The sequence below is a fragment of the Corynebacterium hesseae genome (assembly GCF_037850265.1).
GTDB classification, from domain to species: domain Bacteria; phylum Actinomycetota; class Actinomycetes; order Mycobacteriales; family Mycobacteriaceae; genus Corynebacterium; species Corynebacterium hesseae.
The window spans coordinates 2503990-2516757 of record NZ_CP137211.1 but is presented as its reverse complement, the minus strand read 5'-3'; the positions used below and the strand labels follow the sequence as shown (position 1 = coordinate 2516757).

8 protein-coding genes, 1 tRNA gene and 1 pseudogene are annotated in these 12768 nt (G+C 57.3%); 8 read left to right on the top strand and 2 right to left on the bottom strand.

Annotated features, from left to right (window positions below; all coding sequences use genetic code 11):
* Position 1 precedes the first annotated feature (1 nt).
* A tRNA-Gly gene (locus tag R3O64_RS11775) sits at positions 2-75 on the bottom strand.
* Between the two features lie 87 nt (positions 76-162).
* Between R3O64_RS11775 and dcd the strand changes: the two genes are divergently transcribed.
* The 7 genes and pseudogenes from dcd to R3O64_RS11740 all read left to right on the top strand — a co-directional run.
* Positions 163-735: a dCTP deaminase gene (gene dcd / locus R3O64_RS11770; protein ID WP_070523734.1), complete on the top strand. Its 573-nt coding sequence runs from the start codon at positions 163-165 to the stop codon at positions 733-735.
* Positions 736-788: 53 nt separating this feature from the next.
* Positions 789-2120 carry a UDP-glucose dehydrogenase family protein gene (locus R3O64_RS11765; protein ID WP_198530304.1) on the top strand — a complete coding sequence of 444 codons (1332 nt, stop codon included), beginning with the start codon at positions 789-791 and terminating at the stop codon, positions 2118-2120.
* A 645-nt stretch (positions 2121-2765) separates the two neighbouring features.
* A complete protein-coding gene (locus R3O64_RS11760; RefSeq protein ID WP_339016970.1) occupies positions 2766-4292 on the top strand; it encodes a SpaH/EbpB family LPXTG-anchored major pilin in 1527 nt (508 codons plus the stop codon).
* Positions 4293-4412: 120 nt separating this feature from the next.
* Positions 4413-5324 (top strand): class C sortase, encoded by a 912-nt coding sequence (locus tag R3O64_RS11755; RefSeq protein WP_070531953.1) that lies wholly within the window; start codon positions 4413-4415, stop codon positions 5322-5324.
* Complete coding sequence (locus tag R3O64_RS11750) at positions 5324-6151, top strand: pilin N-terminal domain-containing protein (protein ID WP_141746423.1); 828 nt, start codon at positions 5324-5326, stop codon at positions 6149-6151. The genes R3O64_RS11755 and R3O64_RS11750 overlap by 1 nt, the downstream gene beginning before the upstream one ends.
* Before the next feature lie 101 nt (positions 6152-6252).
* The gene (locus tag R3O64_RS11745) at positions 6253-9834 is read left to right on the top strand and encodes a DUF6923 family protein (protein WP_070531956.1); all 3582 of its coding nucleotides are present in this window, start codon (positions 6253-6255) and stop codon (positions 9832-9834) included.
* 94 nt (positions 9835-9928) lie between these two features.
* Positions 9929-10174 (top strand): annotated as a pseudogene (locus R3O64_RS11740) (UDP binding domain-containing protein); the annotation flags it as partial.
* Here R3O64_RS11740 and R3O64_RS11735 read toward each other — a convergent pair.
* Positions 10104-11330, bottom strand: coding sequence for a YibE/F family protein (locus R3O64_RS11735; RefSeq protein ID WP_339016969.1), 1227 nt, complete (start codon positions 11328-11330; stop codon positions 10104-10106). The pseudogene R3O64_RS11740 and the gene R3O64_RS11735 overlap by 71 nt on opposite strands.
* Before the next feature lie 121 nt (positions 11331-11451).
* Between R3O64_RS11735 and R3O64_RS11730 the strand changes: the two genes are divergently transcribed.
* The gene (locus R3O64_RS11730) at positions 11452-12732 is read left to right on the top strand and encodes an HNH endonuclease signature motif containing protein (RefSeq protein WP_339016968.1); all 1281 of its coding nucleotides are present in this window, start codon (positions 11452-11454) and stop codon (positions 12730-12732) included.
* Positions 12733-12768 lie beyond the last annotated feature (36 nt).

The following is a 12768-nucleotide window of genomic DNA, read 5'->3' as shown; positions in this document are numbered from 1 at the left end:
GTGGAGCCGACGACGGGAATCGAACCCGCGCCAGCAGCTTGGGAAGCTGCAGTTCTACCATTAAACTACGTCGGCGCAATGCAGAATCTGCATCGCAGTAAAGCTTAGCACCGCCGCCGCCCGAGGCCATAAAAGGCCCAGTGGGGAGGTAGACTGTGTGCCGTGCTTCTTTCCGATCGTGATATTCGTGCCGCCATCGACTCAGAGGGGCCTGATGCCTTGGGCATTGAGCCTTATGACGCAGAGATGGTCCAGCCTTCCTCAATCGATGTGCGCCTAGACAAGTTCTTCCGCGTGTTTAATAACTCGCGCTACACGCATATCGACCCCAAGCAGGAGATGCCGGACCTCACCAGCGAGGTAGAGGTGGCTGAGGGCGATGCCTTCGTGCTGCATCCGGGTGAGTTTGTGCTCGGTGCAACGCTGGAGAAGTTCACCCTGCCTGCGAATTTGGCTGGACGCTTGGAGGGTAAGTCCTCCCTGGGGCGCTTGGGCCTGCTGACGCACTCCACGGCCGGATTCATTGATCCGGGTTTCTCCGGACACATCACGCTCGAGTTGTCTAACACCGCGAACCTGCCCATTACCTTGTGGCCGGGGATGAAAGTGGGCCAGCTGGCTATCTTCCAGATGTCCTCGCCGGCGCAGGCCCCGTATGGTTCCGGCGCACTGGGGTCGAAGTACCAGGGCCAGCGCGGGCCTACACCGTCGAAGTCCTATCTGAACTTCCGTTAAACTTTTCGTTCTCGCCGCGCGCTTCAGGTCAACCGCGCCTAAAATTCCCGGTTATGCGTATGACTGTGATTGGTACCGGCTACCTGGGTGCGACGCACGCCGCCTGCATGGCGGAACTCGGCCACGAGGTACTCGGTGTAGATGTTGATGAAAGCAAGATTGAAGCCCTCAAGAACGGCCGCGTGCCGTTCTATGAGCCCGGCCTCCCGGAGGTGCTTGAGCGCAACATCGAGTCCGGCCGCCTGGGTTTTTCCACCAGCTATGATGACGCCGCGGAATTCGCCAACCTGCACTTCCTCGGCGTAGGAACCCCGCAGGCACACGGCTCCTATGCGGCGGACCTGACCTACGTGAAGTCCGTCATCACGGAGCTCGTGCCGCGCTTGAAGGGCGAGCACATCATCTTTGGCAAGTCCACCGTCCCAGTGGGCACCGCAGCGGAGCTGCAGAAAATGGCAGATGAAATCGCCCCGGAAGGCACCAGCGTGGAGATTGCGTGGAACCCGGAGTTCCTCCGTGAGGGCTATGCCGTCAAGGACACCATCACCCCGGACCGTATCGTCCTCGGCGTCGGCGAATTCGCCGAGAGTCGTGCCGAAGAGGTTGCCCGCGAGGTCTATGCCAAGCCGCTGGCGCAGAACACCCCGTTCATCGTGACCGACCTGCAAACCGCCGAGCTGGTCAAGGTCTCCGCCAATGCCTTCCTGGCCACCAAGATTTCCTTCATCAATGCGGTGTCTGAAATCTGCGAGATTGCAGGGGCGGACGTGGTCAAGCTTGCCGACGCCATCGGCTACGACGAGCGCATCGGCCGCAAATTCCTCGGTGCTGGCCTCGGCTTCGGCGGCGGCTGCCTGCCCAAGGATATCCGCGCCTTCATGGCGCGCGCCGGCGAGCTGGGTGCGGATCAGGCGCTGACCTTCCTGCGCGAGGTCGACGCCATCAACATGCGCCGCCGCGATCGCGTCGTGGACCTGGCCAAGCAGGCTTTCGATGGCTCCCTCCTCGGCCACCGCGTCACCGTTCTGGGCTGCGCCTTCAAGCCCAACTCCGATGACGTCCGCGATTCGCCGGCGCTCTCCGTGGCCGGTTCGCTCTCCCTCGCTGGTGCTGCCGTCACGGTCTATGACCCGGAGGGCATGGAGAACGCGAAGAAGGTGTTCCCAACCCTCAATTACGCGCCGACTGCCGACGCCGCCCTCAAGGACACCGAGCTGGTCATCCTCGCCACCGAGTGGCAGGAATTCCGCGACCTTGACCCGGCGGAGGCCGGTGAGCTCGTGGCCCGCCGCCACATCATCGATGGCCGCAACGTACTGGACGTCGACAAGTGGCGCAGCGCCGGCTGGACCCTCGATGCTCTGGGGCGCGTCCTGCCAGCTTAATGCCTACAATCGCCGAATGCGTTGTCTCATCGCCCTTGGGGGTGGGCGGTGATTCTTAATTGAGGATTCGGTGCAGAGCTTTGGTCGCCTTTGAATGAAAAGGGGGCGAGGCATCTATTTCTGACAGCAGTTTTTCAGCTTCCGCGAAATCGAAGCTGAAAAACTGCTGTCAAGAGTATTGGCTATTTGAGAGTTAACGGGAAGTATTTCAAGGGTCAAAGGGGGTAAAGGCCTGAGTTATAGTTCCAGTACAGCACCTATTCGGCACCCCCGAAAAGGGTCCTGAATGTTACTGGTGTTCAGCAACTATGTGCGAGATTCAGGGTTGGGTGAATGTCTGCAAGTTTTAAGTGTATGTCGGTGTCCAGCCCATATTTATGCTGGTTATTGTTGTGGCCGTGGTGATGGATAGTTTTGGGCTATGGCTGGAAGAAGTATGAGTCTGTCAAAAAGATTTAGTATCGGGCTGTCGTGCAGGTAGTCGGGTGGCAGGTGAAATCGACTTGATTTTAAGCAAGTAGTAAGGTTGCAAATGGAGCCCAAGCTGGGCCCAGAAAACTTGAGAAGTTCTTGAGCGCTCAATTTTCTCTCATCGCTGACCGCAACGGGCCCAGCGAATACTGAATCTCCGAAAGGAATCTCACCATGGCACTTGTCATTAAGAAGACTGCCGCAATCGCCATCGCAGCGGGTCTCACTTTTGCTGGCTCCGCAGGATTGGCTATTGAGAATGCAGCCCCGGCCGCTGCACAGGTGGAGCAGCCGGGCAACGAGGCTGGCTACTCCTTGACCATCACGAAGCGTGACCTCAATGGAGACAACTCCGGGACGTCTAATGGTTCGAAGCTGGATGAAGCTAAGATCCCGGGTAAGACCCCCGATACTCCTGCAGGCTTCAAGTTCTCGATCATCCGCGTAACCCCAGCTACGGGTGATGACAAGAATGATGCCTCGAAGGCCACTCCTGTTGAAGGAGCAGTCAAAAAGAGTGGTGTGACTGATGGAAACGGTGTCATCGAGTTCACCGGCCTTGAGGAAGGCGTCTACCGCGTCTCCGAGCTTGAGGTTCCAGCAAATTCTGGCTTCGTTCCCGGGCCTGACTTCTTGGTTTCCGTGCCGGTTACCAATGAGACCGGCACTGGTCTGATCAATAACGTTCACGTTTACCCGAAGAACACCCGTGCGGGCATTGAAAAGACCGTTCAGGATAAAGACAAGCACGGCGGTCAGGAGTACACCTACACCATCAGCTCTGACATCCCGAAGGCAGCTTCTGGTGAGGACAAGCTCGTAAGCTACCGAGTCGAAGATGCTCTCGATGGTCGCCTTGAAGCTCCGACTGCTGACAAAATTGAAGTTCGCCTGGGCACCAGCTGGGAAAACGCAACCAAGGTGGATTCGAAAAACTACGATGCTGTCATCACTCCCGCACCGGCGAAAGATGGGAAGCACAACATCAACCTTCAGTTCAATGAAGATGGCCGTGCCCTCTTGGCTGAACAGAAGGCTGGCACCAAGGTTCTGACCCGTATCACCACGAAGGCGCCGGAAAACGTTGAGGTCATTCCTAACAAGGCTAAGCTGTATTTCAACAATGGTGATGGTAGAGGTGAGTACGACCGCGAGTCCGAGGAAGTAAAGACCTACTGGGGTACCCTCAACATCAACAAGGTTGGTGAGGACGGGAAAACCCCGCTTCAGGGTGCAGAGTTCCGCCTGGTGAAGTGCCAGGCCGGTGAGGATGGCTACACCCAGCTTCCTAATACCGAGGCTCTGAACGTCAACGGTAAGTCTTCCTGGACCACTGGTAAGGACGGCAAGATCTCCATCACTGGAATTCACGCCACCGATTTTGCTGACAATGCCGATGACAACACTCTGCTGTGTGCACAGGAGACCAAGGCTCCGACCGGCTTCCAGCTTGATGAGCGTTTGGTTCCGTTCGTAATTAAGCGCACGGACGGTGGCACCCAGACTGCTCCGAACGTGTCTGGCCTGAGCAATGTGAGCAATGTGAAGGTTGACAACCTTGCGTACTCCTTCGACCTGAAGAATAAGCCGAGCGACCGTTTCCTCCCGAACACCGGTGGCATGGGTATCACCGCTCTGGTTCTCGCTGGTCTCGCCATTGTAGGTGCCGGCGTATTCGTTGCCCGTCGTAACGCTGCTTAAGCGTGCTGTGCATTGCTGGTCTAGCGGCCACTGAACGCTAAACCAGCATGCGGCGTACCCACGCGGGGAGGCGCCTTTCAAAAGTATCCCCGCCCCTTTTAAACAAAGATTGGACACAGCATGAGCATCGCAACGCGCACACCTGCGCACAAGCACAGGCAGCAGCGCTCGCTAATGCAGCGTGTCGTTCTGCCCGTCGTTATCATTCTCGCCGGTCTATGCGTGCTCATGTACCCAGTCTTGGCTACGCAGTGGAACAACCACCTCCAGCAGCAAGTCACTGAGGAGTACGAGCGGGAGTTCCGGGATGCTTACCATGCTCAAGAGGCCAGTGAGCAGGTTGAGGCGGCGCGCAGCTACAACGCCGCGCATACCAACGGCCCGATTTTGGACCCGTGGCTTACTCGCATCAGCGAAGACAATATTGAATACCAGGAGTACCTCGACCAGCTCAGCGGGGCACCGGCGATGTCCCAAGTTGTCATCCCCGCTATCGACGTAAAGCTGCCGCTTTACCATGGCACTAAGGATTCCACCCTGCAGCGCGGATTAGGTCACCTCTATGGGACGTCTCTTCCCGTCGGAGGCGAGGGAACTCACGCGGTTATCACCGGCCACTCGGGTCTGACTAATGCAACCATGTTTGATGACCTTGAAGAGCTTAAAGCGGGCGATGCGGTTTACATTTCTACGTTTGGCGAGCGAATGAAATACCAAGTTTATGAGACTGAGGTTGTTCTGCCGGACCAAGTAGACAACCTGCGTGCAGATGGTGATCGTGACCTGTTGACCCTTGTCACCTGTACTCCATACGGCATCAACACCCACCGTTTGCTTGTTCATGCGGAACGCGTGCCGATGGACCCGGACGAAGAGCAGCTTATCGACGAATCCGCCTCCATCTTCCAATGGTGGATGTGGTTGTTGTTGGGTATCTCCCTCCTGGTCCTCATAGGACTCATCTGGTGGGTCTACCGGGAAAAGCAGAAAAGCACTCACGCCGAGGAAGCTCAAGAGGAAAAGGAATCATAATGCGTAGGACCAAATACGTAGCGGCGATTGCTGCAGCAACAGTACTATCCTCGGGGCTCTTCCTACCCGCAGCAGATGCCCGCGTGATTAGTGGAAATGATCGAGGAATTGTTGCAGAAAGCGTCGATTCGCAGCGCTCAATCTCACTGGTAGTAGAGAAGGTCGCCACGAATCCTTTCGATCCTGTTCCCGCCGGTGAGAAGCCTCCTGCAATTTCTGGTGCAACCTTTACCTTGTCGGAAGTTAAAGGCATCGATGTCACCACATCTGCTGGCCGAGCAGCGGCCAAGAACATGGAGCTCGATGATGCTCGTGCTCAGGGCCTCGTGCGTGTCGCATCCCAAACAACTGGGGATGACGGACGTGCTCACTTCGAACGCCTTAAACCAGGGCTCTATCTTCTCGAAGAAGACGAACCGGACAGCGCGTTCGATTATCATGTCTCATCCCCCAAGTTGATTATTCTGCCTCTGGCCAATCTTGAAGGAACATCGTTCACTTATGAGAACGTCGTGGTGACTAAGTGGGATAAGGACAAAGATGTTCCTCCTCCGTCGACAACTCCGGTAACAACGCCCCGAGATACTCCGCCACCAGAAGACACTCCGCCGCACAATCCTGGCACCCCTTCGAAAGAAACGACACCCCGAGTTCCAACCGGGCCGCATGAAGAACCCCCCACGAGCGAGCCGCCAGTCTCAAGCAACGGCGACTCCCCACTGGCGTCGACAGGTGCGAACGTTCTCTGGGCCGTAGGCCTCGGCAGCATGCTCGTACTACTCGGTGCCGTACTCGCACGGCGCAACGGAAACAAGCAAACACAGTAAACCGCGGACTCTAGGAAAGAACGATTATGCGAAACTTTAAAAAGCCTGCAGCACGTACTGCGAGCTCGCGTACCCGCAACGCGATACGAGGAGTCTCCGCTGTGGTTGCTTCCTTCGCCCTTGCCGTGGGCCTAGGAACCTATCCGGTTGAGGTATCGGCGCAAGAATCCGTTTCCCCTTTAGAAACAGAGCCTGCCGAAACTGAACAGGCGGTTACGGTAAAGCGGGAGAAAAATGTAGACCGCATCACCGTCGAGGACCCCCAGGGGTACGCATGGGATTTTGGGTTCAAAGCTTCCTTGGAGGATGTGTTTGCCATCAAGCGTGTTGGCAAGGGTGAGATCAAGGAGATCCGCAAGGTAACTATTGACGGGCATGAGATTGAACCTGAGTTCTACGGATTCGTGAACGCCGATAAGAACAATGACAAGGACGCTGACGATCAGGAAAGCTACTTGGCCTTTGATATCCAGGCGTTGTACTCGGTTCCTCCGCGCATGGTTGAGTTTGAGGTTGAGACCACGGATGAGGCTGAGTACTCCGTAGCTGAAGCCGACGAAGTACCGTCCAAGGAGGAACTCAAGGAATCTGGTTTCGGTATGAAGGCCTCCGAGACCATTGCAGAAGAATCAACGGAATCCGAGGCCGATACTAATGCACCTGAAGAAGCCGATGCTTTAGAGCTGTCCCCAGAGTCGACCAACGGTGGACGTCTTCGTGCAGCGCAACCGGGTCCTGTTTATGGTCAGCCGGGCGTATACGACCAAGAGCTGTCGCTGTCCAATCCCCAGCCGAAATTCCTCAACGGCAATCCAGAGTTGGGCATGACCGTGAACGAAACCGGTGAATGGCGGATGACAAGGTTCGCTATTAAGAAGGACCGAAATGATTCCAATACCAAGTCGATCACGGGCCCCGTTCGCATCCGCGTTGTGCGCAATGGCACGACTGTTGTAGACCGTACCTTTGAGGATCTCTATGAGAAGGAATGGAATTGGAATTCTCTTAATAAGTCTTATGACACGGAATTCCAGCTCATTCCGAAGGTGACTGATCTATATTTCCAAGGTGGCGACATCATCATCTTTAACCCAGTCGCACCTCCGAATGGCACGTATGCAGTGCAAATCTGGGGCCAGGACATGGACAATGAGTCCCAAGGCCACCGGGTCAATGTCACCGGCAACGGGGTTGAGTTGTCGGAACAGAAGACCGAGGGTGAGGACCCGTATAAGACTACGTTTACGGTGAAGGAGAACTCTCTCTTCGAGAATGCTCACCTCACCCTGAGTCCTTCCGCGCGACTCGAAGACGTTTACTTTGAACTGCCCATTGAGGGTTTGGGAGATGGTGTCACGCTTGAACACGAGGTAAAAACGTATTCGGATCGCGTCGAAATCACATGGTTCCCAACCAAGGATGGACAGCGGCTCAGCTCGGTCAAAGTTGCGAAGGATTCCCAGGTTGTTCTCCGCACCTCGTACCGTTCGGAGCCTACCCGCTCGGAAGATCTCGTCATTAACGGCTCGCGTGACAAGGACTGGGTGATTGAGCCTGAGCCAGGGCTTCCGATTGCCCCGATTGAAGAGAAGGATGTTCCCCCAGTAACTCCTTCAGGCGAGAAGTGTACCCAGCGCGATACAAAACCCGACAGCCGTCAGCCTGCTCGTAGCCTTACTGCTAGTGAGGCTCTGTACGGCACGAGGCGGTTTGTGGTGGCCAGCCCGAACAGTAGTAAAGACCGTATTTCTTCGCAGCTCTACCTGCAAGTACAAGATGAGACGGGAAACTATAAGACCCACGAAGTCGGGCCGAAAAGCGGATGGGTTTACAACGCAATCGCTTACAACGATAAAGATAACTACATCTATGCGATTAGTGAGCCTAGGACTGTAGATTCTGTCGGCCACATCGAGGACCCGTGTTTCCCTGCTGGGCATTTGCTTCAGATTAACCCCTACACTGGTGAGGTTTTCGACCTCGGACGCGTGCAAGGATTCCTTGGCGAATTACCTGAGCACGCTAGCAAAGTCGGTGAATACTCCAATGATCTAGGCAGCGGCATCAACGCGGGTACCTTCGACTCGAATGGAAAGTACTGGGTAGCTGCGTCATCAAGCTGGGGAGCCGGACGGCTCTACGAGGTTGACCTCGATCGGCTCACAGCAACTTCTAAGAATAAATTCCCCGCAAAACAAGCGGCTGCTACGCCATGGTCCATCGGACAAAATTACCGTACCGTATCTGAGGACATCGTAGCTCTTTCGGATGCCCCCAACTATGCGTGGGGAATTCAAAGCGGGTGGGCAAACCCAAGCACTCCGCAAAAGATCTGGCTTGAACGAATCAATCTCTCCACTGGCAAAGTTGATCGCATCGATATCACTAACCTGACTATGCCGTCCGGCCAGACCCTGTTTGGTTTTCTCGGGAACCCGAATAAAGCGCCGGTATGGGGACAAGGATGGGCAGAATCTGGCGATACCTTGGCCTTTGGCTTGGGCGGTAGCTCTTCCAAAGGGGGCGTAAGCCAAATTGTGGAAATCAAGGTCGGTAATGCTGCGGCCAGCATCGGAAGTGTGAAGCCGAGAATTGTTGGGACGAGAACTGCGCCCAGTTCTTATAACACTGACGGTACATCGGCAATTGCCCCTGATACCGTGCCTGAGCCGGTTGATCCTTTGGTGGAAAAGGATGCTGTTGAGGATCACGCAATTGCTAACGGCGATGGCACCTACAACCTGAAGTACACAATTACCGTGACCAACCCAGATAAAAATATGGGCGCAATCTATGACGAGGTTGTTGATAAGCCGGAGTTTCCGAACTCAGTGAAAATTCTGAAGACCTCGTGGACCAAGACTGATGAATTTGGTCGCAAGGCGGGATCCGGAATTCAGCAAGGAGCCGGCCCGTTCAAGCTGGCTGGATACGCTGAAATCCAACCTGCGGGTACCAAACAGTTTGGTCAAACCAGTAACGGTAAGCACGTCTTCGAAGTCGAGATGCAGGTGGCGATCGACGCAAATGCTGCAGCACCTAAAACTGGTGAATGCAAACCTGGACAAGGTTTCTTCAACACTGCCATTGTTGGAAATAAAGAAGATGATGGCTGTGTTCCTTATCCGGAAGAAGGAACCGATACGGTTCGTCTGCACCTAGCCAAGATTTCAAGCGATGATCTCAACAAGGAGAACGTCCTTGCTGAGGCAGAGAAGCTCAAGACCGCGGAGTTCGAGCTGCGTACGCTCGACAATGAGGGCAACGAGACGGGTGTTGCTACGAAGCTAACTTTGAATCAGGAAACCGGCACTTTTAGCTCGGAGGAACTCAAGCCGGGGCATTACCGCCTCGTTGAGACTAAGGCTCCGGAGTCCTACAGCCTGCTTACAAAGCCAATTGACTTCAGGGTGTCTGTGAGCGGTCAGGGCAAGGACGTGAAGGCGGATATTACCTTCGACGACCCAGAGGGCATTGAACTCATTGCTCAAGAGGTGGATTACAGCAAGGCTCCGAGCCAATGGAACCTTTCTTCAAAGGACGTGGTGATGACAGTCGCCAACGTATTCCAAGGCGATCTTCCCAAGACAGGCGGCGTTGGTTTGTGGGTACCAACGTTGGTTGGTCTGACCATCATCGGTCTCGGCGTGCTTCTCGCGACGCGACGCCGCCAGCTGAGCTAGAACCCACCCCTCAGGGGATGACCACCCGAAAACACTAAAGGTGTTGTGAGAGGAAACCTCACAGCGCCTGTTGTGTTTTGCTACGAGGCTGAGGGAGAACGCTAAGAAGGTGTTCCCGACGTTGAACTACGCGGCGTCGGCAAGCGCGGCACTCAAGGACACCGAGCTGGTCATCCTGGCCACCGAGTGGCAGGAATTCCGCGACCTCGACCCGGCTGAGGCTGGTGCACTCGTGGCCCGCCGCCACATCATCGACGGCCGCAACGTGCTCAGCGTCGATGCTTGGCGCGCCGCGGGCTGGGCCGTCGAGGCGCTTGGTCGCGTCCTTCCGGCACAGTAAACGCCGCAATCACGGTGGTCAGCGGCACCGCGAGTGTCAAGGCCATCGCGCCCAGCAGGGAGCGCAGAACCTCCGTGGCGACGAGGTCGCTGGAGAGGATCTGCAGGGCTGGGCGCTGCGCCGCCGTGATGAGCATCAGCAGGGGCAGGGCCGCGCCGGTATAGGTCAGCACGATGGTGTACACCATGGAGGCGATATGGTCGCGGCCCACTTTCATCGCTGAGGTAAAGAGCGTGCCGGGCCCCACCGTCGGATCAGCGGCGTGCAGCTCGCGCACGGTGGAGGCCTGCGCCACCGCGATGTCGTTGAGGCTGCCGATCGCACCGATGATAAACCCGCACAGCAGCACGCCCACAACGGGCACCCCGGGCATGTAGAGCAGCAGCTTGAGATTATCCTCCGAGCTGGAACCCGTCAGTGCCGTGCTGCTTATCGACGCCCACCCCAACGCCCCCGACAACGCCAGCGCCACCAATGCTCCTCCTAAGGCGGAGGCTGATTTCCAGTTCACGCCGTGCACGAGAGGAACGGCGAGAAAAAGGATGGCCGCGCAGGTAACGAGCGCCAGCGGCAGCGCCGAATGGCCCTCGATGAGGGAGGGGATGAGGTAAAAGAAGACGATTGCCAAGCTGATTACTAGGCCCAGCAGTGCGCGCAGTCCGTGCCAGGCGGCGAAGCCGACGGTAACAAGGGCCGCGATAATAGCCCATAACGCAAGGTTTCCACTGCGCTGAAAATCAGCGAAGGCATAGGTGCCATCCGCGGAATGGGAAAGCACTATCTCATCGCCCTGGTTTAGGATCGGGTCACTGGCCAGGCCGTGGAAGATGAGTTGGGTTTTGCGCCCCGTGTCCTCGCCGGAGGTCAGATCTATCAGTGCGCGGGTGCAGCTGGTGTCCTCGCTCGCGGCGGGAATCAGCGGGGCTTCGTCGAAAGCCCGGCCGGCATGGGGATCGCTGCAAAGATGATGATCGATGCGGTCGACGGTTCCGGTCACCTGTGGCTGATTGAGCGCATAGGTAGCGAAGAAATCGGCGCTGGTGTGCTCGGATGGCGGGGTGGTGGGGCGTAGTAGAAACAAACCCGCAAGCGTTATCAGGGCGGAGAGGCTAAGAAAACTGATGAGCCCAGTACGCCACGGATTCAGGTTAGTCATGCCTATCATTGTGAATGAGTTTCATTAAAAAGAAAACTAATGATGACACGATCAACAAGTTATCCACAGGCTGGCGGCGGCGCCGTTGTGCGGTGCGGGTGGGGCGTTTAGCGTTGCTGGCATGAACCTTGTGGAAGCGCATCTTCGCAGCCAGGCGGCGGGCATCGAGCTCGTCGCCGGCGTTGCGGGGCTCAGCTTCGAGCAGCTTCGGGTGTGGGGTCCGGAGTCTGCGGCACGCTCTCTGCTGGCGCTTTTCGACGTCTACTTTGCCTCCACCTCCTTCACCCGCAAACAGGCGCGTGCCGTTTCGGCCGCCCGTGCCAATGGGCACGACCTGCCCACGCTGTTGCTCATTGAGCGCTTCGCAGGAAGGCTGAAGAAACAGCACCAGGCGTGGGATCTGCGCATTGAGCTGTGCGGAATCGCTGGCGATGAGAAGGCCGTGGCCCGCTATGCGCGCAAGCGCATTCGCGAGCTCAGCCCGCCGCCCGCGCCGAAGCCGGGAGTGACAATTCGCCGGGGAAAGGAGCTATCCAAGCTCACGCTCACGGCTCCGGCTGCACTCATCGAGGACCTGCGGCCCAATATCGATGAGGAGGATCCTGTGGGTTCCTTCACGGCCGCGTTTCGCGAGGGCCGCCTCGCCCGCCCCGTTGCCCAGACCCTCGCCGTCATGGAGCTTCCCGAGTACGCCACAATCCTGGGTCGCCTCGGTGATCCCTCCACCCCGCGCCCCGATTCCGCGGATCCTGCTTCCGCCGCTCCAATACCCCCAAATTCTACTTCGGACCAGCCCACTATCAGTAGCTGCGCCGACGAGTCTCGGGACAACGCAGCCCCAGACCTCGGGGATATCGTGATTCAGCTATCCAACGGCGCCAAGATCACGGGCAAAGAGCTCATCGAGCGCGAGCTCGCCGAAGAAGGCCTCGTCATGATTGTTGACCGCGTCAAAGGCCCCGTGGAACTCCACCGCACCCAGCGCGTCGCCTCGGAGAAGCAGCGCATCATGGCCTGCGGTGAGCAACCCACCTGCGCCTGGGATCGCTGCCTGTGCGGCGCCGATTATTCCCAGATACACCACATCACAGAATGGAGACACGGCGGCGAAACGAACCCCGAGAACCTCACTCCGCTGTGCAAATACCACAACGCCATCAATGGCCTCCCGGGTCGCGGCCGCATTGTGCGCGAAAACGGCAAGATTAAATGGGTACCGGCTGGGCCCCACGATCCGCGTGAACCGGCCCACCCGCATCGCGCGCCGCGCGCTCAGCGCATCCGGGAGCATCGTGACGGCACCGCAAGCCAAAGCTGTACTGAGCCAAGCGCCCGCACACCCGCCGCGCCGCCGGCATCCACACCTTCCGAGCCGGGAAGCCCCGCTCCGCCCGACCGCTAGTGCTCGAGGCAAGGGGCCTCGCACGCTTTTGCGCTG

Coding starts and splice junctions, on each gene's coding strand:
- R3O64_RS11765 (WP_198530304.1), top strand. CDS start 789: ATGCGTATGACTGTGATTGGTACCGGCTACCTGGGTGCGACGCACGCC.
- R3O64_RS11760 (WP_339016970.1), top strand. CDS start 2,766: ATGGCACTTGTCATTAAGAAGACTGCCGCAATCGCCATCGCAGCGGGT.
- R3O64_RS11755 (WP_070531953.1), top strand. CDS start 4,413: ATGAGCATCGCAACGCGCACACCTGCGCACAAGCACAGGCAGCAGCGC.
- R3O64_RS11750 (WP_141746423.1), top strand. CDS start 5,324: ATGCGTAGGACCAAATACGTAGCGGCGATTGCTGCAGCAACAGTACTA.
- R3O64_RS11735 (WP_339016969.1), bottom strand. CDS start 11,330: ATGACTAACCTGAATCCGTGGCGTACTGGGCTCATCAGTTTTCTTAGC.
- R3O64_RS11730 (WP_339016968.1), top strand. CDS start 11,452: ATGAACCTTGTGGAAGCGCATCTTCGCAGCCAGGCGGCGGGCATCGAG.